The organism is Musicola paradisiaca NCPPB 2511 (genome assembly GCF_000400505.1).
GTDB lineage: Bacteria > Pseudomonadota > Gammaproteobacteria > Enterobacterales > Enterobacteriaceae > Musicola > Musicola paradisiaca.
Genome location: NZ_CM001857.1, coordinates 679,689 through 702,579, shown reverse-complemented (window position 1 = coordinate 702,579; position 22,891 = coordinate 679,689). Strand labels below are relative to the sequence as shown.

Below are 22,891 nucleotides of genomic sequence, written 5' to 3'. Positions count from 1 at the left end.
CACAAAATTTTAATCACTCTGGATGACAGAACAACATGTTCAACTTCGCTCAGCTACTAGGCCTACTACTAAACGCATCTTATGTGCGCGGTATGCCGGTGAGCGAAAATCAGAGCTGATTTCACATCACACGTATAAAAACCCGCGCCACTGCGCGGGTTTTTTTTACTCGCCGGGCGCCCAGACAAACAGGATAAAAGGAAGAGACCAATGAGCCAGCAAGTCATTATTTTCGATACCACATTGCGCGACGGTGAACAGGCATTGCAGGCCAGCTTGAGCGTCAAAGAAAAAATTCAGATCGCGATGGCGCTGGAGCGCATGGGTGTTGACGTTATGGAAGTAGGTTTTCCGGTATCCTCTCCGGGCGACTTCGAATCCGTACAGAGCATTGCTCGCCAGATCAAGAATAGCCGTGTCTGCGCGCTCGCCCGTTGCGTCGAAAAGGATATAGATGTTGCCGCTGAAGCGCTGCGTGTAGCGGAAGCATTCCGCATTCATACCTTCATCGCCACCTCGCCGATGCATATCGCCACTAAACTGCGCAGCACGCTGGACGACGTGATCGAACGCGCCATCTACATGATCAAACGCGCGCGCAACTACACCGACGACGTTGAATTCTCCTGCGAGGATGCCGGACGCACCCCGATTGAAGATCTGTCCCGGGTAGTGGAAGCTGCGATCAACGCCGGGGCGCGCACCATCAACATCCCGGATACCGTCGGCTACACCCTGCCCCACGAATTCGGCAACATCATCGCCTCTCTGTACCAGCGCGTTCCCAACATCGACAAAGCCATTATTTCCGTCCATACCCATGACGATCTGGGGCTGGCGGTCGGCAACGCCATGGCGGCAGTGCATGCCGGCGCGCGTCAGGTCGAAGGCACGCTGAACGGCATCGGCGAACGCGCAGGCAACTGTGCGCTGGAAGAAGTGATTATGGCGCTCAAGGTACGTAGTCAACTGATGGGCCTGCACACCGGCATCAACCATCAGGAAATTTACCGCACCAGCCAGATCGTCAGCAAAATCTGCAATATGCCGATTCCGGCGAACAAAGCGGTGGTGGGCGCCAATGCCTTTGCGCACTCTTCCGGTATCCATCAGGACGGCGTACTGAAAAACCGCGAAAACTACGAAATCATGACGCCGGAATCCATCGGCCTGAAAGAAGTACAGTTGAATCTGACTTCCCGTTCCGGCCGCGCCGCGGTGAAACACCGCATGGAAGAAATGGGTTACAAAGAACACGACTACAATATGGACGACCTCTACGCCGCCTTCCTGAAACTGGCGGATAAAAAAGGCCAGGTGTTCGACTACGATCTGGAAGCGCTGGCGTTTATCAACAACCAGCAGGAAACCTCCGAGTTTTATCGTCTGGATTACTTCAGCGTACAGTCCGGTTCCAGTGTGATGGCGACCGCTTCCGTCAAACTGTTCTGCGGCGAAGAAAATATCGCCGAAGCCGCGACCGGTAACGGCCCGGTCGATGCCGTCTATCAGGCTATCAACCGTATCACCGGCTACCCGATTACGCTGGTCAAATACCAGCTGTCCGCCAAAGGGCAGGGTAAAGAAGCGCTGGGGCAAGTGGATATCGTCGCCGAATACCAGGGGCGTCGCTTCCATGGCGTTGGTCTGGCCACCGATATTGTGGAATCCTCCGCCAATGCGCTGGTTAACGTATTGAATAACATCAAACGGGCGCAACTGGTTGAGAAGGAAGTACAACGTTTGCAGCAACACAACAATAAACAAAACAGTCAGGAAACAGTGTGATGACCAAGAGTTACCATATCGCCGTACTGCCGGGTGATGGCATCGGCCCGGAAGTGATGGCGCAAGCCCACAAGGTTCTGGATGCAGTTCGTCAGCGTTTCGATCTGCGTATCACCACCAGCGAATACGACGTCGGCGGTATCGCCATCGATCGTCAGGGTACCCCGCTGCCGCAGGGTACCATTGCCGGCTGCGAGCAGGCCGACGCCATTCTGTTCGGTTCGGTCGGCGGCCCGAAATGGGAACACCTGCCACCGGCAGAACAGCCTGAGCGTGGCGCGCTGTTGCCGTTGCGCAAGCACTTTCGCCTGTTCAGCAACCTGCGCCCGGCGAAACTGTATCAGGGTCTGGAAGCGTTCTGCCCGCTGCGCAGCGATATCGCGGCCAAAGGCTTCGATATCCTGTGCGTGCGTGAACTGACGGGCGGTATCTATTTTGGTCAGCCGAAGGGGCGCGAAGGCAGCGGCATGCACGAACGCGCATTCGATACCGAGGTCTATCACCGTTTTGAAATTGAACGTATTGCGCGCATCGCGTTTGAATCCGCCCGTAAACGCCGCCGCGTCGTGACCTCCATCGACAAAGCCAACGTGCTGCAAAGCTCAATTCTGTGGCGTGAAATCGTCAATGAAATTGCGCGTGACTACCCGGACGTACACCTGAACCATCTGTACATCGACAACGCCACCATGCAGTTGATCAAAGACCCGGCTCAGTTCGACGTCCTGCTGTGTTCCAACCTGTTCGGCGACATCCTGTCCGACGAATGCGCCATGATCACCGGTTCGATGGGGATGCTGCCGTCAGCCAGCCTGAACGAACAGGGTTTTGGCTTGTACGAACCCGCGGGCGGTTCGGCGCCGGATATCGCTGGCAAAAACATCGCCAACCCCATTGCCCAGATTCTGTCCGCCGCCCTGCTGCTGCGCTACAGCCTGAACGCCGGCGAAGCGGCAGACGCCATTGAACTGGCGGTGAACAAAGCGCTGGCGGCCGGTTATCGTACCGGCGATCTGACCAGCGACGGCCATGCAGTCAGCACCGATGAAATGGGCGACGCAATTGCCCGGTTTGTAGCGGAAGAGGCGTAATCATGAGTAAGACCTTATATCAGAAACTGTTTGAAGCACATGTGGTTCACGAAGCGCCGAATGAAACGCCGCTGCTGTATATCGACAGGCATCTGGTGCACGAAGTCACATCGCCGCAGGCGTTCGACGGCCTGCGCGCCATGGGGCGTAACGTTCGCCAGCCGGGCAAAACCTTCGCCACCATGGATCACAACGTCTCGACCCAGACGCGCGACATCAACGCCAGCGGCGAAATGGCCCGTATTCAAATGCAGGAACTGATCAAGAACTGCGCTGAATTCGGCGTCCAACTGTATGACTTGAATCATCCGTTTCAGGGCATCGTGCATGTGATCGGGCCGGAACAGGGCATGACCCTGCCGGGTATGACCATCGTCTGCGGCGACTCCCACACCGCCACCCACGGCGCTTTCGGCGCACTGGCATTTGGTATCGGTACTTCCGAAGTCGAACATGTGCTAGCGACGCAGACCCTGAAACAGGGCCGCGCCAAAACCATGAAAATCGAAGTCACCGGCGACGCCGCTCCCGGCATCACCGCCAAAGACATCGTACTGGCGATCATCGGCAAAACCGGTAGCGCAGGCGGTACTGGCTATGTTGTGGAATTCTGCGGCAAGGCGATTGAAGCGCTGAGCATGGAAGGCCGTATGACCCTGTGCAACATGGCGATAGAAATGGGCGCCAAGGCCGGCCTGGTCGCGCCGGATGAAACTACCTTCGCCTATCTGAAGGGCCGCCAGTTCGCGCCGAAGGACAGTAACTGGGATGACGCCGTCGCCTATTGGACATCGCTGAAATCCGATGCCGACGCGGTCTTTGATGCGGTTGTCACCCTGAGCGCCGCCGATATCGCGCCGCAAGTCACCTGGGGCACCAACCCCGGCCAGGTAATTGCCGTCAACCAGCAGATTCCGGCGCCGGAGTCCTTCAACGATCCGGTGGAACGCGCATCCGCAGCCAAAGCGCTGGCCTACATGGGCCTGGAGGCAGGTGTAAAACTGACCGATGTCGCCATCGACAAGGTGTTCATCGGTTCCTGCACCAACTCCCGAATTGAAGATCTGCGGGCGGCGGCGGCTATCGCTAAAGGCCGCAAAGTCGCCGCCGGCGTACAAGCCTACGTGGTGCCGGGATCCGGCCCGGTCAAAGCACAGGCGGAGGAGGAAGGTCTGGACAAGATCTTTATCGAAGCCGGTTTCGAATGGCGTCTGCCCGGCTGCTCCATGTGTCTGGCCATGAACAACGACCGGTTGAACCCGGGCGAGCGTTGCGCCTCCACCAGCAACCGCAACTTCGAAGGACGTCAGGGCCGTGGCGGCCGCACCCATCTGCTCAGCCCGGCGATGGCCGCGGCGGCGGCGGTAACGGGCCGTTTCGCTGATATCCGTGAACTGAATTAAGAGAGGCAACCATGGCTAAATTTACTCAACACACAGGTCTGGTGGTGCCGCTGGATGCCGCCAATGTCGATACCGATGCGATCATCCCGAAACAGTTCCTGCAGAAAGTCACCCGTACCGGGTTTGGTCAGCATCTGTTCCACGACTGGCGCTTTCTTGATGACGCGGGCCAGCAACCCAACCCGGATTTCGTGCTGAACCAGCCGCGCTATAAAGGCGCCAGCATCCTGCTGGCTCGTGAAAACTTCGGCTGCGGTTCGTCCCGCGAACACGCCCCCTGGGCGTTGACCGACTACGGTTTCAACGTGGTGATCGCACCGAGCTTCGCCGATATCTTCTACGGCAACGCCTTCAACAACCAGTTGCTGCCGGTGAAACTGAGCGAAAACGACATCGACGATCTGTTCACACTGGTGGCAAACCATAACGGCATCACTTTTACGGTGGATCTGGAAGCCCAGACCGTGCAAGCCGGCGAGAAAACCTATTCATTCGAGATAGACAGCTTCCGTCGTCACTGCATGATCAACGGGCTGGACAGTATCGGCCTGACGTTGCAGCACGATGCGGCGATCACCCGTTACGAACAACAGCAACCGGCATTCCTGCGTTAATGCCACGGTTTGCGACGGTAAAGCCCACCCCGGTGGGCTTTGTTTTAACCTGATTAATGTGAACGAGCCCCACGGCTCCAGTAAGCCATAAACGTCACCGCTTCGCGCGCAATACCGCGTTCGCCCAGCAGATAGCGACGCAGGTTCTTTACTGACGAAGACTCGGCAGCAATCCACCCGAAAAACTCACCTTGCTGCACCTGAGCACGTTCCCACAGTACCTCATCGTCAGGAATGTCCTGCACGTCCAGGCCCGACGAGGATACGGCCTCCGGCAACTGCGCCGACTGGCGTACCGCCGCCAATAGCCGCTCACCATAGCTCGCACCGGTATCTGCACGCGGCAGCCAGAACACCTCAGCAAAAGCGAATTGGCTCAGATCGACACAGTCCGCCGCCAGTGGTACCTCGATAAACGCCTGAACTCGTGGCGGTTCAGCCCGTTCAGCAAGCTGCTCAAGAATGCCTTTCACCGCCGGCAAGGCCGTTTCATCGGCGGCCAACATCACTTGCGTCACCCTGGGCGGCAACACCCACTCATACCCGCCACAATCATCAGGAAAAGCGCCATTGGGCGCCACCGCCTGGACTTCAGCTCCCGGCTGGGCCGTCATCGCCCAGGACGATGCCGGGCCTTCGGTTCCGTGGATAACAAACTCCACCGCCATTTCACCTTTTTCCGTGTCCAGACGCCGCATCGTATAGGTGCGCGGAATCGGCCGCTGCGCCTTCGGCAACTGCTGCGCCAGCCGATACCATTCGCCTTCGGTCGGCAACCGAGAGGGAGTACCGTCTTCAGAAGGAAACAGCAGTTTGATGCGTTGGTCCGGCGCGCCCATTTTCATTTCCCTGATCGCCTCGCCGCCAAACACGCAACACATCAGCGATGGTGTCAGCATTTCCTTGCGCGTCAATGTGATATCAAACACCTTATACCCCTGAACTCCCGACATAATCCGCCTCTCTGGTTGTCAAATCATCACGTCTGCCCGCAAACCGGCCTCACCCGGCCGCACCGCAAAGACGATAATGATAACAATTATCTATAGCGTTTACACCGATAAGCACGACGCCCCGCTCCTGACTGCCGAAGCGATCACAGTCCCCGCCGCATCGACGTTTTATGCTGTGGTTCCGTTATACCCTGCGTAGGGAGGACTCATGACACGCATCATTCGGTGTTATCGCCTGAGCATCTCCGGCGATAGTCGCCCCTGGTTTAACATCGACCACCGTCTCACCAACGATTTCCCTCGCCCGTTTCATGCCTGATTCAGCACTGCGCTGACTTTTTCCTTTTATTTCAATTTACTGACCCGTATTGCGGCGCTCATGCCCGCAAACGGGCGTCATGGAGATATCGCATGAAACGCATTCCCGAGCCTTTTCGCATCAAAATGGTGGAAAACATCCGCATGACATCCCGCGCCGAACGTGAACACGCGCTACAGGACGCGGGCTACAACCCGTTTCTGCTGCGCAGCGAAGATGTCTATATCGACCTGCTGACCGATTCCGGCACCGGCGCGATGAGCGACCGTCAATGGGCAGGCCTGATGATGGGGGACGAAGCCTACGCCGGTTCACGCAACTATTACCACTTATGCGATCAGGTGAAATCGCTGTTGGGCTACCCCTTTACCATCCCGACCCATCAGGGACGTGGCGCAGAACAGATCCTGTTTCCCTGCCTGCTGGCGAAAAAACGCCGGGAAGGCGGCGGACAAAAGCCGGTCTTCATCTCTAATTTTCATTTTGATACCACCGCCGCCCACGTCGAAATGACCGGCGCACGCGCCATCAACGTCGTCACGCCGAAAGCATTCGACACCACCACCTATTACGACTGGAAAGGCGATTTCGATCTCGATCTACTGCAATCGGCCATCGAACAGCACGGCCCGGAAAATGTGGTCGCCATCATCACCACGGTGACGTGCAACAGCTCCGGCGGCCAGCCGGTTTCCATGAGCAATATGCGCGAGGTCTACCGTATTGCGCAGCAGCACCGGATCCCGGTCGTGATCGACTCCGCCCGTTTCTGCGAAAATGCCTGGTTTATCAAACAGCGCGAAGCGGGTTATCAGCAACGGAGCATCAAAGACATCATTTACGAGATGTATCAGTACGGCGATATGCTCACCATGTCGGCGAAGAAGGATCCGATGGTGAACATCGGCGGCCTGTGCTGTTTTCGCAGCGACGAAGATCTGTACAACGACGTGCGGGTGCGCTGCGTGCCGCTGGAAGGGTTCGTCACCTATGGCGGGCTGGCCGGGCGTGATATGGAAGCGCTGGCCATCGGTCTGGAAGAGGGCACCAATGAAGACTTTCTCACCTATCGTATCGGTCAGGTGACTTACCTCGGCGAACGCCTGAAAGCGGCCGGTATCCCGATTCAGTACCCGGTGGGCGGGCACGCGGTGTTCGTCGATGCGAAAAAATTGCTGCCCCATATTCCGCCGGAACAATTCCCGGCGCAGGCGCTGAACAACGCGCTCTATCTGGAGGCAGGGATCCGCAGCGTGGAGATCGGTTCGCTACTGCTGGGGCGCGACCCGGACACCGGCAAGCAAAAACCGTCTCCGCTGGAGTTACTGCGGTTAACTATCCCCCGCCGGGTCTACACCAATGACCATATGGACTACATCGCCGATGCATTAATTGCGCTGAAAGCCCAGGCGCATGACATCAAAGGCCTGACGTTCACCTACGAACCGCCGGTGTTGCGCCATTTCGTGGCTAAACTCAAACCGGTGGAGTAAAACCCGCGGTCTGAAGACCGCATTGAGCATAAAAAAAGCCAGCGGATCATTCCGCTGGCTGGTGAAACGCACCATTACTCAGAAAATCAGGTCGTTCCGGAACCGGACGACGCCGGTACACGTTCGTTGCTGACGGAACGTCGCCTGAAGCCGCGATGCCGCAACGCTCACATCCGTTATCACAGCCAATGGCGATATTCTTCCTCGTTCATCTCGCCAATCTGCCACTGCGTCACCTGCAACAGCAACGCCATACGCTGTGACGTCGACAAAAAACGCCATAAACCGCGCCTGCCGTGACACAGCCAACGCACATAGAAACGATACTGACAGGTCATCATCCGCCTCCTCACGCTGCGTTGTTCACTGACCCAAAGTATCGACGTAATATAGGGAAAAATATATTGATGACTTTCCGCCGTGGAGTTCCCCTTTTATGTCATCGACTCGTTTGCAACAGCAGTTTGTCCGGTTATGGCAATGCTTCCAGGGCCAGGATACCGACACCACGCTACAGGAATTGGCCGTCCTGCTGAATTGTTCGCGCCGCCATATTCGATCGCTGCTGCGCGCCATGCAGGAGCAGGGTTGGCTGCTCTGGCATGCGGAAGCGGGACGCGGAAAACGTTCACGCCTGACGTTCCTGTACACCGGCCTGACGTTGCAACAGCAGCGAGCTGAAGACCTATTGGAACAAGACCGTATCGACCAGTTGGTGCAATTGGTCGGCGACAAGGAGACCCTGCGTCAGATGCTGATGTCCCACCTGGGACGCAGCTTCCGCCAGGGCCGCCACCTGCTGCGCATACTCTATTATCGCCCGATGCATAACCTGATGCCCGGCAATGCATTACGGCGTTCCGAAATGCACCTGGCCCGGCAGATCTTCAGCGGGCTGACCAGCATAAATGAGGAAAATGGGGAACTCCTGCCGGATCTGGCGCACCACTGGCAGGCGCTGTCGCCACTGCATTGGCGGTTTTATCTGCGTCCGGCGGTACGCTTTCATCACGGTCGGGAAATGACGATGGAAGATGTGGTCACGTCCCTGAAACGGCTGACGCTGTCGCCGCTGTTCTCACATTGGGTCGCCATTACCTCCCCCGCGCCGTTCGTGCTGGATATTGAGCTCAGCATGCCCGACGTTTGGCTGCCGTGGCTGCTGGGCAGCGTCCCGGCGATGATCATCCCGAAAGAGTGGCAAACGCTGCCGGACTTCGTGCGCCAGCCGATGGGTACCGGCCCATACTCGGTGGTGAAAAACACCCACAGCCAACTGAAGATTCAGGCATTTGACGACTACTTTGGCTACCGTGCGCTGATCGATGAAGTCAGTATCTGGGTACTGCCTGATGAACCGTCGCTCCCTCCCTGCTCAATACAGTTACAGGGAGACGATACACATACCGACGAACTGGAAAACCGCTTGGAGGAAGGCTGTTACTACCTCCTGTTCGATCGCCGCGCGCCGACCATGTGCGACCCGGCTGTCCGGCGTTGGCTCTGCCAGGTGCTTAGCCCGGTCGCTATGCTCGGCCAGGCGGGCGATATTTACCAGAGCAGTTGGTCGCCCGCCTACGGCCTGCTGCCGCGCTGGCATCACAATATTCCGCGCGCCTTGCAGGAAAAACCGGCGTCGCTGGCCCGGCTGCGTATCACCAGCTACCGCGATCATCCCGAATATCAGGATATTACCGACATCATGGCGCGTCTGCTGGCGCAGTACGATGTCACGCTCAGCGTGCAGCATCTGGATTATGAAAAGTGGCATCAAGGGCAAGGCGATAGCGATCTGTGGCTCGGCAGCGCCAACTTTGCCCTGCCGCTCGAATTCTCGCTGTTTGCCATGTTGTATGAAATGCCGCTGCTGCAACACTGCATAGACGAAGACCTGGCCGCGACCGCCCGCCAGTGGCGGCAGGGCTCGCTCTCTTTGCCGGATTGGGGACAGGCGCTGATACAACGCCAGCAAATCCACCCGCTATTTCACCATTGGCTGCAATTGCAGGGGCAACGCAGCATGCGCGGCATCCATCTCAATACCCGCGGGTGGTTCGATTTCAAATCCGCCTGGTTTGCACCGCCGGATAATCTCTAAACGCGCGCCGCACCGCGATTGCCGCGTCGTACATGTCGACGCCAACCGGAACGCATACCGCCGGATTCCGTGCTTTCCCTTATGTAACGTTCATCTTACAATACCGCCGTTCTCAACGGGGTGCGATGCCGCCGCTGTTCGGTTTGTCGCTGAGAAAATACCCGTCGAACCTGATCCGGTTAATACCGGCGAAGGGATTTGAGACTGCTTCCGGCCTGCTCAAAGACCTTTGCCATCCGCTAAAAATTGGAGTGCAAAGTGTTAAAAAAATTACTGTCCTGCCTGCTATTGCTATCCGCCCCCGTGTTCGCCAAACCGACGCTCACGGTCTACACCTACGACTCATTCGCGTCAGAATGGGGGCCGGGGCCGGGCGTCAAAACCGCCTTTGAAAAAACCTGCGACTGCGAACTGAAATTCGTCGCGCTGGAAGATGGCGTCTCACTGCTTAACCGCCTGCGCATGGAAGGCAAAAACAGCCCGGCCGATATCGTCTTGGGTCTGGACAACAACCTGCTGCAGGCGGCGGAACAAACCGGCCTGTTCAGCAAACACGGTATTAGCACCGATGCGCTGGCCGTACCCGGCGGTTGGAAAAACGACACCTTTCTGCCGTTCGACTACGGTTACTTCGCCTTCGTCTACAACAAAGATAAGCTGAAAAACCCGCCGACAAGCCTGCGTGAACTGGTGGAAAGCAACCAGCCGTGGAAGGTGATTTACGAAGACCCGCGCACCAGCACGCCGGGTTTGGGCTTGCTGCTGTGGATGCAAAAAGTGTACGGCGACCAGACGCCGCAGGCCTGGCAGCAACTGGCGAAAAAAACCGTTACCGTCACCAAAGGATGGAGCGAAGCTTACGGTCTATTCCTCAAAGGCGAGGCGGATCTGGTACTGAGCTACACCACTTCGCCGGCCTATCACATCATCGCCGAGAAGAAAGACAACTATGCCGCCGCTGATTTCGCCGAAGGCCATTACCTGCAAGTGGAAGTGGCCGGTCGTCTGGCTGGCAGTAAAAACCCCCAGTTGGCGGAGCGTTTCCTGCAGTTCATGGTCAGCCCGGCTTTCCAGCAGATCATCCCGACCACCAACTGGATGTACCCGGCGGTTAAAACCGAGTTGCCTGCGGGCTATAACAGCCTGATGGTGCCCAAGACCTCGTTGTCGTTCACCCCGCAGCAGGTCGCCGAGCAACGCGCAAGCTGGGTGCAGGCATGGCAACGCGCCGTCAGCCGCTGATTCCCGGCTGGCTGTGGGCCGGCGGTCTGGCAGCCTCGTTGTTGACGGCCACCGCCGTGCTGGCCTTCGGCGCGCTGTGGTTTGATGCGCCGCAGGCGCCATGGTTGTCGCTGTGGCAGGATAGTTACCTGTGGCACGTCATCGGATTCAGCGTCTGGCAGGCGCTGCTTTCCGCCCTGCTCTCCACACTTCCCGCGCTGTTTCTGGCGCGTGCGCTCTACCGCCGTCGCTTCCCCGGCCGGCGCTGGCTGTTGCGGCTATGCGCCATGACGCTGGTGTTGCCGGTGCTGGTGGCGGTGTTCGGTATCCTCAGCGTATATGGCCGCGAAGGCTGGCTGGCGCAGCTATTGGCGCTGTTCGGGCTGCATTATCGCTTCTCGCCTTACGGTTTGCAGGGCATCCTGCTGGCCCATGTGTTCTTCAATCTGCCGCTGGCGACCCGGCTGATGCTGCAGGCGCTGGAGAGCATTTCCAGCGAACAGCGCCAATTGGCGGCTCAGCTCGGCATGCGCGGCTGGCATTTTTTCCGGCTGGTGGAATGGCCCTGGCTGCGCCGTCAGTTACTACCGGCGGGGTCACTGATTTTCATGCTCTGCTTCGCCAGTTTCGCTACCGTGCTTTCGCTGGGCGGCGGCCCGCAGGCAACCACCATCGAACTGGCGATTTATCAGGCGCTGAGTTTTGATTACGACCCGGCGCGTGCGGCGCTGCTGGCACTGTTACAGCTGATCTGTTGTCTGGGATTGACGCTGCTTGGGCAGCGGTTAACCACACTGCTGCCGGTCGGCATCAGCCAGCAGCGTGACTGGCGCGATCCGCAAGACAGCCCGTTCAGCCGCATCGCCGATACCCTGTTGATTGTCGCGGCACTCCTGCTGTTACTGCCGCCATTGCTGGCCGTGGTGGCTGACGGGCTGCACGGTTCGCTCGTCAGCGTCATACGCCAGAATGCGCTATGGCAAACCTTATGGACTTCGCTGCGCATCGCGCTGGCTTCCGGCGTACTGTGCGTCATCCTGACGCTGATGTTGCTGTGGAGCAGCAGGGAGTTGCGGCTGCGGCAGCGCACACTGGCCGCGCAATGGCTGGAACTGAGCGGCCTGCTCATTCTGGCGATGCCGGGCATCGTGCTGGCGACCGGCTTTTTTCTGATCTTCACCCATACCGTCGGATTACCGACCTCGCCCTATGAACTGGTGGTGCTCACCAACGCGCTGATGGCCATTCCCTACGCAATGAAAGTGCTGGAAAATCCGATGCTGGATATCGCACAGCGCTATGGCCCGTTGTGTCAGTCGCTGGATATTCACGGCTGGCAGCGGCTGAAAGTGGTGGAGTTGCGGGCGCTCAAACCGCCGATCGCTCAGGCGCTGGCCTTTGCCTGCGTGCTGTCGGTGGGCGATTTCGGCGTCATCGCGCTGTTCGGCAGCGAGTCGTTTCGTACTCTGCCGTTCTATCTTTATCAACAGATTGGCGCCTACCGCAGCGCTGATGGCGCAGTGACCGCACTGCTGCTGCTGTTGCTCTGTTTTTTGTTATTCACCCTGATTGAGAAACTGGCAGGCCGTCATGATCACGCTGGATAAGTTGACCTATCTCTACCAACATTTGCCGATGCGCTTCGATCTACACCTTGATCCCGGCGAACGGTTGGCTATTCTCGGCCCCAGCGGTGCGGGGAAAAGTACATTGCTTGCCCTGATTGCCGGTTTCCTGCAGGCCGAGCATGGCCGGTTGTTGCTCAACGGCCAGGATCATGCCGATACTCCGCCCGCCCGACGCCCGGTCTCGATCCTGTTTCAGGAAAACAACCTGTTCCCCCACCTCACCCTGGGGCAGAACATTGCCCTCGGGCTGCATCCGGGCCTGAAGCTCGACCACTCGCAGCGCGACACGTTACGTCGCATTGCGCAGCGAGTCGCGCTGGAGGATCTGCTGAGCCGCCTGCCGTCGCAGGTTTCCGGCGGGCAGCGTCAACGCGCGGCGCTGGCGCGCTGCCTGATCCGCCAACAACCGATTCTGCTGCTGGACGAGCCTTTTTCCGCGCTCGATCCCGCGCTTCGTCAGGAGATGCTTACGCTGGTGGAGGATATCTGTACCGAGCGGCAACTGACGTTGTTGATGGTGTCCCACCACCTGTCGGACGCGCTGCGCATCGCCCCGCGCAGCATTTTGGTGCTGGAAGGCCGCATCGCCCATGATGGCCCAACCGCCACCCTGCAACAGCACGAACAAGTCGCACGGATTCTGGGAATGACTGTTAGTTCAGGCGACAAACCGTGATCGTCATCACGATTTTGGTTTTCATCCCCCTCTCGCTATTGTTTGGTTTTCCACACTCATGGTTAGATGAACCCGCTAATTAACCAAAACGAAACAGGTTCCCCGTGAAACACACCCCCTCTACTTTCGCACTACTCAACAACGCCGCGCAGCTAGACGCGGTCGTCGTCGTGCGCGTCGTGGTGGTCGTGGTCGGCAGCGCGCCGTAACGGGTTCCGAATCCAAATCAAGATTCCAAACCCCGCCGGCGCAAGCCGAGCGGGGTTTTTCGTATCTACCTCCCCGCTCCCTCAGCACCGGCTCTGATAAAGGATATGACTATGCGTTATACAGGAGCTGAGCTGATTGTCCGTTTGCTGGAACAGCAAGGCATCACTACCGTAACCGGGATCCCGGGCGGCGCTGCCTTGCCGTTGTACGATGCGCTGGGACAAAGCCGAACCATCCGCCACGTACTGGCTCGCCACGAACAGGGGGCTGGATTCATTGCCCAAGGCATGGCGCGGGCACAGGGCAAAGCGGCGGTGTGCATGGCCTCCAGCGGGCCGGGCGCCACCAACCTGCTGACCGCTATCGCCGACGCCAAGCTCGACTCCATCCCGCTGGTGTGCATTACCGGCCAGGTCTCTTCCGGTATGATCGGGACCGATGCCTTTCAGGAAGTGGACACCTACGGTATTTCCATCCCGGTGACTAAACACAACTACCTGGTACGCGATATCAGCGAGCTGCCGCGAGTCATCAATGATGCGTTCCGCATTGCCCAGTCTGGCCGTCCCGGCCCGGTATGGGTGGATATTCCGAAGGATGTACAGACCGCCACCCTCGATCTGGCTGAACTGCCGGCGCCGGATGCGCCGACCGCCGCACCGGCTATCGATCAGCATGCTGTTAATCAGGCGGCTGCAATGATCAACCGCGCCAAACGCCCGATCCTGTATCTTGGCGGCGGCATCATCAGTGCTGGCGCGCATCGTCAGGCGACCGAACTGGCGGAACGCGCCGGCCTGCCCACCACCATGACGCTGATGGCGCTGGGCGCCATGCCGGTAGACCATCCGTTGTCGCTGGGGATGCTGGGCATGCACGCCGCCCGCGCCACCAACCTGCTCCTGCAACAATCGGATCTGTTGGTCGTACTGGGCGCCCGCTTTGACGATCGCGCCATCGGCAAGGCGGAGCAGTTCTGCCCAGACGCCGGCATCATCCATATCGATATCGATCCCGCTGAATTGGGTAAAATCCGCCAGCCGCACATTGCGTTGAATGCCGATGTCGCACAGGCGCTGGACTGCCTGCTGCCGATGATCGAACGCAATGAACGCGCTGACTGGCTGTCCCAGATGCGCGGGCTGCAACAAGAGTTTCCCTTCAGCATGCCAAACGTTGACGATCCGCTGAGTCATTACGGCCTGATCCGCGCCGTCGCCGGGCAACTGGACGATAGCGCCATCATCGCGACCGATGTCGGCCAACATCAGATGTGGGTCGCTCAGGCGTATCCGTTACGCCGCCCACGTCAATGGTTGACCTCCGGCGGTCTCGGCACCATGGGATTCGGCGTTCCAGCTGCTATCGGCGCGGCGCTGGCCGAACCTGAACGCACCGTGGTGTGTTTTTCCGGCGACGGCAGCCTGATGATGAATATCCAGGAAATGGCCACCGCCGCCGAAGAAAACCTGAACGTGAAGATCGTGTTGATGAACAACCAGTCGCTGGGGCTGGTGCATCAGCAGCAAGAGTTGTTCTACCAGCAGCGCTTCTTCGCGTCGGATTACCGCTATCAGACTAATTTTTTGGCTATCGCCGCCGGTTTCGGGTTTGCCACCTGCGATCTGAACGCCGCCGACAATCCGCAGGAAGCATTGCGTGATGCATTGCACCGCCGAGGCCCGGTGCTGATTCACGCCGCTATCGATATCAACGAAAAAGTATTCCCGATGGTGCCGCCGGGTGCCGCCAATACCGAGATGATTGGAGATTAATACCATGCAGACATCGACTACGACTCCCGCGCAGGTCACACTGGAACTGTCGGTACGCAACCATCCGGGCGTGATGTCCCACGTCTGCGGGCTGTTTGCCCGCCGCGCCTTTAACGTCGAAGGGATCATGTGTATGCCGTTGCCCGATAACGAACAAAGCCGTATCTGGCTGTTGGTCAAAGACGATCAGCGGCTCGCGCAGATGATAAGCCAGGTTGAAAAACTGGAAGACGTATTGCAGGTGACGCGCCACGGCGAAGAAATGCGGATTTTCGATCAGGTGGCGGAGTTTTATCGCTAACCGCCAAATGCGCCATACCGGCTCATTCCGGTATGGCGCGGCGTTTATCTTCGGTCACGGTGTACCGACGCGGCAGGCGCCAGGACATGCCGACGACGCACAGGCTACCTCATCGCCATCAACAACCGGACGGCGAACGCCAGCAACACCACTCCCATTAATCTTTCAAACCATCGCCCGTAAGACAGAAAATAGGCCCTGACAGCGGAATGTGAAAATAACAGGCTGACCAGCATGAACCACAGTGCATTTACGCCACACATCCATACGCCATACCCGGCCTGAATAAACCAGGGTGTCGCCGTACTGACTACCGAGGTAAAAATAGCCAGAAAAAATAGCGTAGCCTTAGGATTAGTGGCATTGGTAATAAATCCGGATAAAAAAGCCTTTTTCCCGCTCGGACGGCTGATAATATTTCCTTCCTGAAAAGCATCCTCCGTCATTGAATATTTACTGGTGATAAATTTTATCCCCAAATAAAACAGATAACCGCCTCCAGTTATTTTAGCGACATTCAGAAACCAGGATGATGCCTGCATCAATGCGCTGACACCGACCAAGGTATACATGACATGAATCGATATTCCCGCCCCGATGCCCAATGCAGTTAATAACCCGGTTCTTCTGCCATAGCAGACGCTCTGCCGTACCGTGACGGCGAAATCAGCCCCCGGAGACAATACGACTAAAAAATGAATCAGCGCCAGTGACAGAAACTCATGCCAATAACCCGTCATAATAAGAATATATTCCCATTTGGATATTCCATGAATCGAATCATAAAAACCCGGCACCGCGATCTATTATTTACACCACAAATATCAAAAATAAAAAACAGATGCGGTAAACCGATATTTTTATCGTGGAGAGGATAACGGAAATAACTCTCCGTCACCGAATATCATAATGAACGATTCGTTTCCCTTTTTTGTTTTTCACGTCCGTAATGACCATATCGCCAATTATTTTCAGAGAGCCGACATGGGTTCCGCCGCAAGGATAGGGCGTAAATTCGCCGAAGCCGACGGTACGGAACCCATCCTGCTGTCGATTCACCCGACAAGGCCAGTCGGCAGCCACGGCAGCGGAACATAATGCCGCCAGCGCCGGTACGGTGATGTCATGGCTGTTTATGCCAGGGGAAAATTCAATTCTTCCCTCCCCTGGCCAGTGATGCGCTTTAACCGGCGTCCATCCTTGCGACGCCATGATATGCGCAATCAAATGCCCCGCGGAATGCCAGCGGGAATGCCACTGACGACACTCGCCGTCAACCTGCGCCCTCACCGCACCCGGCGCAATCGGTTCATCGGTAAAATGCCAAATCCCCTCCGGCGCCATTACCACGTGTGTCACCGCTACGCCATCGATCGTGCCCCGATCGGCAGGCTGACCACCGCCCTGCGGATGAAAAGGCGTGCAACTTAATAAAACCTCATAACCCCCGCCCGCCCTCGGTTTACATTCGATAACGTCCGCCATTACCGACAATGCATCCTGCTCAAGATAGATTTTTTCCGTCACTGCATTTCTCCCGTCTCTTGGTTTTCCCCATTGTATTAAAACCACCTGAACAGGATAATCCGTCAAAATGGCAAATGATTTATTCCCTATGTTCACAAATAAAGAACTCGGACTACTGGAGGAAATGGCGGTATTCGCCAAGGTGGTGGAAACCGGAAGCTTCTCGGAAGCGGCCCGGCAGTTGGGGGCGACGCCTTCTGCGATCAGCCGCTCAATCAACCGGCTGGAAAAAGCGCTCAATACCCGGTTGCTGCAACGCACCACCCGCAAACTGCGGCTCAGTGATAGCGGGCAGGTGATATATCAACACTGTCAAAACATGGTGAACGAAGCGCTGGCGGCAATCTCGACATCAGGCGTGTTTAACGATGCGCCCGCAGGCATCGTTCGGCTGAGCGTTCCCAAAGCGGTGGGGCATTTTCTCATCCACCCGCATATTCCCGATTTTTTGGAACAGTATCCCAAGGTTGATATCGTCATGCGGCTGGAAGACCGCTATATGGATCTGATCGACGATCAGATCGATGTCGCCATCCGGATTACCAACCAGCCGCCGCCGGGGCTGATGGGGCGCAAACTGACCACTATCGATCATGTGCTGTGCGCCACCCCCGCCTACCTTGAAAAACAGGGGATACCGCAACATCCTCATGATTTAAAACAGCATTGTTGTATCTATCTCGGGGAAACCCCCGGCGACGCACGCTGGAAATTCAGCCGTGAAAACAAAACCGTCAGCGTCGCCGTGCATGGACGTTACGCCGCCAACCACACCGGTGTCAGGCTCGATGCCATACGACGACATATCGGCATCGGCAGCCTGCCCTGGTTCACGGCCAGGGAAGCGTTGGAGCAAGGGGACATCGTGCAGGTGTTGCCCGAATGGAACTTCAAAACCGACTATAGCGGAGAGATCTGGCTGCTCTACCCGCCGACCAGACACCTGCCCCCCAGAATCAGCGCGTTGATCGGTTTTCTTTCAGAACAACTGGCTAAAGAACCCACTCTGCTCGGCAAAAAGAAAAGGTAGCCCGCGCTACCCATTCAGAATCTGCCACAGCAGACGGCGATACACCGGCATCAGCGGATGCAGCCACAGTTGCCACAGGCTGATCCCCGCCAGCAGTACGGTCAGCGGCGCCATCCAGCGCAGACGGTCGGGAGTCAGCCACCCGTCGGGCCGTGCCGCCGTACCGCTGCGCTGTCGCCATACCTGCCACAACAACCACACCGCGCCCCAGACCAGCAGCGCCGTCGCCAGCAACAGCCACTTGAACCCGTTGCTGTCCGCCTGTTTGGGGATATCCAACGCCACCCCGGCCAATATTCCCGGCATCAGATACGCAGGCGGCCAGGTAATACAACCGATGATATTAGGCACGGCGAAACGACGCGGCGGCAATTCCAGCATACCGGCCACCATTGGGATCAACGGCCGGGTGGGCCCGACAAAACGCCCAATCAGCACCGTCGCCATATGGTGCTGATGCAACATCTTTTCGGTGCGATACAGATAGGCGCTGTGTTTTTGCAGGAACGACCAACCATGTAGCCGATCCCGAAACCGCCAGCCGATGAAATAGGAAATCCAGTCGCCCAGCAGGCAACCGATAATGCCCACGCCCCAGGCGGGATAGAACCCCATATTGCCGCTGCCGATCAACGCCCCCAGCGACACCATCATCACAGTGCCCGGTAACAGCAGGCCGACCAGCGCCAGCGATTCCAGAAACGTCACCAGCAGAACCGCCGTCAGCGACCAGGCCAGGGATTGGGTAATCAGGTGTTGTAGCCAGGCTTCCATAAATCTCTACTTATCTGCTTTTTTATGAACGAAGATAACGGGATGATAGCAGTATACGATACAGAAATGGCAGTGCCAGACTTCGCCCCTTCCTTTCCCAAGCGATATATTGCATCGAATGGATGCACGGCAAGCACGGGTTAACCCGCTCAAAGGATACGGCGTCTTTTTGATCGATCGACCGGCTACGCGCCAACCGTTCGGACTTCCCGAATAAAACCCAACCCGCGGCATATGCCATTCAGGCAGATCGGATACCGCCGGCTCCAGACTGATGCCAAGCCTGGCAGCCTTCATTAAACGGTGATAATGGCATGGAAGAGTAAAGCGTCCGCGCCAGGGACGGCGCGGCTCGAGCTTACAAGGAGGTACTGGCAGCGCCTTTACGATCCATCCATTATCGCCGCTTGCCGCTTGCCGCTTGCCGCTTGCCGCTCGTTGCCCACAACCTCAAACCGGCGGATACCGCCGGTTCAGTCATCACATAACTGCGCATTGTTTGGGCGCGTAGTCCCGACTATCCGGCGCTATCCCCCCAAATACATCCGCTTCACTTCCGGGTTAGCGAGAATCTCCGGCGCCGGGCCGTGCAGCACGATATGGCCGTTTTCCAGCACGTAAGCGCGATCGGCAATCTTTAACGCGGCGGTGGCGTTCTGCTCCACCAGTAGGATGGTGATGTTTTCCTTTTGCAATTGCTTGATGGTGGCGAACAGCTCCCCCACGACCTTCGGCGCCAGCCCTAGGCTGGGTTCATCGAGCATCAACAGCACCGGCTCACTCATCAGCGCCCGGGCGATAGCCAGCATCTGCTGTTCACCGCCGCTCATCGTGCCCGCCATCTGGCTGCGCCGTTCTTTCAAGCGAGGAAACAGCGCATACATCTTGTCCCGCAGGTAGGCGAAATTCATCGGGTTGTTGTAGGCCCCCATCCGCAGATTTTCCTCAATCGTCAGATTGGTGAACACCTTGCGCCCTTCTGGCACCAGCGCCAGCCCTTTGCGCACAATCTGGTGCGTGGGGCTGTGGGAAATATCTTCGTCCAGAAAGTTTACCCCGCCGGTGGATTTCACCAGATTGATGATCCCGTTAAGCGTAGAGGTTTTGCCGGCGCCGTTACTGCCGATAAGCGTGACGATCTCACTGTTGTTGACTTCAAGATCGACGCCTTTAAGCCCCTGAATCAACCCGTAAAATACCTGCAAATTGCTGGCCTTAAGCATAATCGATATCCCCCAGATAGGCGGCGATCACATCCGGATTGTTCACCGCTTCCTGCGGCGTGCCGCTGAACAGCGGTTTGCCGTAATCCAGCACCATCACCCGCTCGCATAAGGTATTGACGAACGACATGTCGTGTTCGATCAGCAGCACCGTCAACCCGTGGTCGGCGCGCATTTTGAAAATCAGCTGCGCCAGCTCCGCCGTCTCACGCGGGTTCATCCCTGCCGCCGGTTCGTCCAGCAGCAGCAGTTGAGGAGACGTCGCCAGCGCGCGGGCAATCTCCACCTTACGCTGGTTGCCGTAACTCAGGTGGGTGGCCAGCGAATCGGCATGTTCGGCGATGCCGATGTAATCCAACAGCGCCATCGCTTTTTCCCTGGCTTGCCGTTCGGCATGGAAAAACCGCCCGACGCGCAGCGCCGCCTCCAGAAAGGAATAATGAATAAAACGATCCAGCCCGATCAGCACATTTTCCAGCACCGTCATGGAGGGAAACAGCCGGATATTCTGGAAGGTGCGGGCGATGCCCCGGTTCACCACCTGATTGGGCTTCAGCCCGTCCAGCGTTTGCTCCCCCAGCAATACCGTGCCGCCGGTTGGCTTGTAATTAGCGGTAATCACGTTGAACAGGGTGGTTTTGCCGGCGCCGTTGGGGCCGATCAGGCCAAAAATCTCCGCCGGATTGATATGAAAACTCACGTCGTCGATAGCGCGCAGCCCGCCGAATTGCATGGTGACGTTATCAACGCGAAGCAATGGATTATTTGCCATTCAGACGTCTCCTGCGCATATCCCAGATTTCCTGTTTTCCCAGCAGCCCTTCGCGGGCAAAAAGCATGATCACCAGCAGCACCAGCGAGAACACCACCATGCGCAGCCCCGGATGCGCGCCGAAATCCTGCCCGAACAGCGTCAACGGCTGGTCGAGGAAACGCAGCCATTCGCCGCTGCCCACCACCACCACCGTCCCCAGAATCGCCCCCGTGGTGCTGCCCAGACCGCCGAGCACAATAATGATCAGCAACTGGAACGTCAGCATGAAGTCGAACAGATCCGGCGAGATGATGGTCAGCAACGAGGCCAGCAAACCACCGCCGATCCCTTCGAAAAACGCGCTGGTGGCGAAAGCGCAGGTTTTGATTTTGAAGGTATTGATCCCCATAGCGATGGCGGCGTCTTCATCGTCGCGCACCGCTTTCATGGCGCGGCCGTACTTTGAATAAACCAGTTGCAGAATGAGCACCACCGCGATCAGCGCGATAAAACCGCACCAGTACAAAATGTGGCTTGCCTGCGGGATCTCGTTGATACCGATGGCGCCGTTGGTGATCTGCGGATTGTTGATGGCGAAGATCTTGATGATGAAACCGAAACCTAACGTGACGATCGCCAGATAATCGCCCCGCACCCGAAATACCGGAAACGCCAGGCAGACCGCCACAACCGATGCGCAGATACCGCTAATCACCAGCGCCGGCAGGAAACTGGTGTGCAATATCAGGATCACCGGGCTGGGTGCGGCCATCTCGAACATGTTGATCTTGGTATCCGCCGTCAGCAGCAGAATGGCGGTAATGTAAGCGCCAATCGCCACAAAGCCGTTTGGTTCCAGTGAAAGCTGGCCGGTAACGCCGTTGATCAGGTTGTAGCTCACCGCCAGGAGCATGAAGATAAAGATGTTGCAGAAAATACGGACGATATAATCGTCAAACAGCGATTCCAGCGCCGCCAGCGCCAGAAACGTCAGCGCAAACAGCGCGATATACCCCAGGAACGTCGCCGGGGAAGTCTGCGGCATTCTCATCAGAAACGGCTCCTTTCCAGTCGTACATCGCCCATGATGCCCACCGGTCGGAACAGCAGCACCAGAATCAGAAACATGAAGGCAAAGGCGTCTTTGTAGCCGCCCAGCTCCGGAAAAACCGCTACCGCCACCACTTCGGTAAAGCCCAGAATGAAACCGCCGATCACCGCGCCGCTCACGCTGCCGATACCGCCCAGCACCGCCGCCGCAAAGGCTTTCAACCCGATCAACACCCCCATCAGCGGATCGATGGACGGGTAGCTGATGGCATAAAACACCCCGCCCAGCGCCGCCAGACCGCTGCCGAGCGCGAACACGAAAGCGATGATGTGGTTGGCGTCGATCCCCATCAACCGCACGGTATTGACGTCAAACGCCACAGCGCGGATCGCCATGCCGTGACGAGTGCGATAGAGGATGAACAGGATGATCGCCAGCAGTACCAGCGTGAGCAGCGGCACGATCCAGGCCACGTTGGTGAGAATGATCGACCCGAAATTGAGAGTCTGGTTGAAGAACGGCGGCGATTCGAAATAGCGCGGGCTACCGCCGAATACCACGTTGAACAGGTTCTCCAGAAAGAAACTGACCCCGATTGCGGTGATCAGCATAGAGATCTTCGATGCCTGCCGTAGCGGACGATAGGCGATCTGGTCGATACAGATCCCCAGCAACGCGGCGATCAGCACCGAAAAAATAACGGCCGCCCCGAAGGGAAGCCCGAAAGACGTCACGCTGAACAGGGCCATATACGCCCCGACCATCATGATGTCGGCATGAGCGAAGTTAATCAGCCGCAGTACGCCGTACACCATGGTGTAACCAATGGCGATCAGCGCGTACATGCTGCCCAGACTCATCCCGTTGACAACCTGCTGCAAGAAAACCGCAACATCCATCATGCCACCCTTCTGCCGGTAATCAGGGGTACCGGTCAAGCAACCCCTTGGTCTCGGATAACA

The 22,891-nt window shown here is 57.5% G+C and carries 22 protein-coding genes and 1 riboswitch; of the genes, 13 read left to right on the top strand and 9 right to left on the bottom strand.

Annotated elements, in window-relative coordinates:
* The first annotated feature begins 210 nt into the window (after positions 1 to 210).
* From leuA to leuD, 4 genes are read left to right on the top strand one after another with little or no spacing between them, the layout of a single operon-like run.
* Positions 211 to 1,788 carry a 2-isopropylmalate synthase gene (gene leuA / locus DPA2511_RS03265; protein ID WP_012764262.1) on the top strand — a complete coding sequence of 526 codons (1,578 nt, stop codon included), beginning with the start codon at positions 211 to 213 and terminating at the stop codon, positions 1,786 to 1,788.
* On the top strand, positions 1,788 to 2,879 hold the full coding sequence (gene leuB, locus DPA2511_RS03260) for a 3-isopropylmalate dehydrogenase (protein ID WP_012764261.1): 1,092 nt from the start codon (positions 1,788 to 1,790) through the stop codon (positions 2,877 to 2,879). The genes leuA and leuB overlap by 1 nt, the downstream gene beginning before the upstream one ends.
* A gap of 2 nt (positions 2,880 to 2,881) precedes the next feature.
* Positions 2,882 to 4,282, top strand: coding sequence for a 3-isopropylmalate dehydratase large subunit (leuC, locus tag DPA2511_RS03255; RefSeq protein WP_012764260.1), 1,401 nt, complete (start codon positions 2,882 to 2,884; stop codon positions 4,280 to 4,282).
* Between the two features lie 11 nt (positions 4,283 to 4,293).
* Positions 4,294 to 4,896 (top strand): 3-isopropylmalate dehydratase small subunit, encoded by a 603-nt coding sequence (leuD, locus tag DPA2511_RS03250; RefSeq protein ID WP_012764259.1) that lies wholly within the window; start codon positions 4,294 to 4,296, stop codon positions 4,894 to 4,896.
* A 53-nt stretch (positions 4,897 to 4,949) separates the two neighbouring features.
* Here leuD and DPA2511_RS03245 read toward each other — a convergent pair whose 3' ends face one another.
* Positions 4,950 to 5,849 (bottom strand): siderophore-interacting protein, encoded by a 900-nt coding sequence (locus DPA2511_RS03245; protein WP_012764258.1) that lies wholly within the window; start codon positions 5,847 to 5,849, stop codon positions 4,950 to 4,952.
* 208 nt (positions 5,850 to 6,057) lie between these two features.
* On the opposite strand from DPA2511_RS03245, the gene tnaC reads away from it, so the two are divergent.
* Entirely contained in the window at positions 6,058 to 6,168 is a 111-nt protein-coding gene (gene tnaC / locus DPA2511_RS22570; RefSeq protein WP_012764257.1) for a tryptophanase leader peptide, read from the top strand.
* 92 nt (positions 6,169 to 6,260) lie between these two features.
* Positions 6,261 to 7,661, top strand: a complete 1,401-nt coding sequence (tnaA, locus tag DPA2511_RS03240; protein WP_012764256.1) for a tryptophanase — start codon at positions 6,261 to 6,263, stop codon at positions 7,659 to 7,661.
* A gap of 179 nt (positions 7,662 to 7,840) precedes the next feature.
* Here the strand turns inward: tnaA and sgrT are convergent, their stop codons facing one another.
* Positions 7,841 to 8,002, bottom strand: a complete 162-nt coding sequence (gene sgrT / locus DPA2511_RS03235; RefSeq protein ID WP_226376623.1) for a glucose uptake inhibitor SgrT — start codon at positions 8,000 to 8,002, stop codon at positions 7,841 to 7,843.
* A gap of 95 nt (positions 8,003 to 8,097) precedes the next feature.
* On the opposite strand from sgrT, the gene sgrR reads away from it, so the two are divergent.
* From sgrR to ilvN, 6 genes are all read left to right on the top strand, one after another.
* Complete coding sequence (gene sgrR / locus DPA2511_RS03230) at positions 8,098 to 9,759, top strand: HTH-type transcriptional regulator SgrR (RefSeq protein ID WP_012764254.1); 1,662 nt, start codon at positions 8,098 to 8,100, stop codon at positions 9,757 to 9,759.
* 106 nt (positions 9,760 to 9,865) lie between these two features.
* A riboswitch (TPP riboswitch) is annotated at positions 9,866 to 9,974 on the top strand.
* Between the two features lie 43 nt (positions 9,975 to 10,017).
* Entirely contained in the window at positions 10,018 to 11,001 is a 984-nt protein-coding gene (gene thiB / locus DPA2511_RS03225; protein ID WP_012764253.1) for a thiamine ABC transporter substrate binding subunit, read from the top strand.
* Entirely contained in the window at positions 10,977 to 12,587 is a 1,611-nt protein-coding gene (gene thiP / locus DPA2511_RS03220; RefSeq protein ID WP_012764252.1) for a thiamine/thiamine pyrophosphate ABC transporter permease ThiP, read from the top strand. Before thiB ends, thiP begins: the two co-directional genes overlap by 25 nt.
* Positions 12,571 to 13,284, top strand: coding sequence for a thiamine ABC transporter ATP-binding protein ThiQ (gene thiQ, locus DPA2511_RS03215; protein WP_012764251.1), 714 nt, complete (start codon positions 12,571 to 12,573; stop codon positions 13,282 to 13,284). Before thiP ends, thiQ begins: the two co-directional genes overlap by 17 nt.
* Positions 13,285 to 13,604: 320 nt before the next feature.
* Positions 13,605 to 15,269 (top strand): acetolactate synthase large subunit, encoded by a 1,665-nt coding sequence (ilvB, locus tag DPA2511_RS03210; protein ID WP_012764250.1) that lies wholly within the window; start codon positions 13,605 to 13,607, stop codon positions 15,267 to 15,269.
* Between the two features lie 4 nt (positions 15,270 to 15,273).
* Positions 15,274 to 15,570 carry an acetolactate synthase small subunit gene (gene ilvN / locus DPA2511_RS03205; protein WP_012764249.1) on the top strand — a complete coding sequence of 99 codons (297 nt, stop codon included), beginning with the start codon at positions 15,274 to 15,276 and terminating at the stop codon, positions 15,568 to 15,570.
* 104 nt (positions 15,571 to 15,674) lie between these two features.
* Here the strand turns inward: ilvN and DPA2511_RS03200 are convergent, their stop codons facing one another.
* Both DPA2511_RS03200 and DPA2511_RS03195 read right to left on the bottom strand, forming a co-directional pair.
* The gene (locus DPA2511_RS03200; RefSeq protein ID WP_012764248.1) at positions 15,675 to 16,310 is read right to left on the bottom strand and encodes a LysE family translocator; all 636 of its coding nucleotides are present in this window, start codon (positions 16,308 to 16,310) and stop codon (positions 15,675 to 15,677) included.
* Positions 16,311 to 16,464: 154 nt separating this feature from the next.
* Positions 16,465 to 17,097 (bottom strand): alanyl-tRNA editing protein, encoded by a 633-nt coding sequence (locus DPA2511_RS03195; protein ID WP_012764247.1) that lies wholly within the window; start codon positions 17,095 to 17,097, stop codon positions 16,465 to 16,467.
* Positions 17,098 to 17,185: 88 nt separating this feature from the next.
* Here DPA2511_RS03195 and DPA2511_RS03190 point away from each other — a divergent pair, with 88 nt between their 5' ends.
* Positions 17,186 to 18,127: a LysR family transcriptional regulator gene (locus tag DPA2511_RS03190; protein WP_023638134.1), complete on the top strand. Its 942-nt coding sequence runs from the start codon at positions 17,186 to 17,188 to the stop codon at positions 18,125 to 18,127.
* Positions 18,128 to 18,133: 6 nt separating this feature from the next.
* Here DPA2511_RS03190 and DPA2511_RS03185 read toward each other — a convergent pair whose 3' ends face one another.
* The 5 genes from DPA2511_RS03185 to DPA2511_RS03165 form a co-directional block, all read right to left on the bottom strand.
* The gene (locus DPA2511_RS03185; RefSeq protein WP_012764245.1) at positions 18,134 to 18,901 is read right to left on the bottom strand and encodes a DedA family protein; all 768 of its coding nucleotides are present in this window, start codon (positions 18,899 to 18,901) and stop codon (positions 18,134 to 18,136) included.
* A gap of 527 nt (positions 18,902 to 19,428) precedes the next feature.
* Positions 19,429 to 20,124, bottom strand: a complete 696-nt coding sequence (locus tag DPA2511_RS03180) for an ABC transporter ATP-binding protein (protein WP_012764244.1) — start codon at positions 20,122 to 20,124, stop codon at positions 19,429 to 19,431.
* Positions 20,117 to 20,896 carry an ABC transporter ATP-binding protein gene (locus DPA2511_RS03175; RefSeq protein WP_012764243.1) on the bottom strand — a complete coding sequence of 260 codons (780 nt, stop codon included), beginning with the start codon at positions 20,894 to 20,896 and terminating at the stop codon, positions 20,117 to 20,119. The genes DPA2511_RS03180 and DPA2511_RS03175 overlap by 8 nt, the downstream gene beginning before the upstream one ends.
* Positions 20,886 to 21,929: a branched-chain amino acid ABC transporter permease gene (locus tag DPA2511_RS03170; protein WP_012764242.1), complete on the bottom strand. Its 1,044-nt coding sequence runs from the start codon at positions 21,927 to 21,929 to the stop codon at positions 20,886 to 20,888. The genes DPA2511_RS03175 and DPA2511_RS03170 overlap by 11 nt, the downstream gene beginning before the upstream one ends.
* Entirely contained in the window at positions 21,929 to 22,828 is a 900-nt protein-coding gene (locus DPA2511_RS03165) for a branched-chain amino acid ABC transporter permease (protein WP_023638133.1), read from the bottom strand. Before DPA2511_RS03165 ends, DPA2511_RS03170 begins: the two co-directional genes overlap by 1 nt.
* Between the last annotated feature and the right edge of the window lie 63 nt (positions 22,829 to 22,891).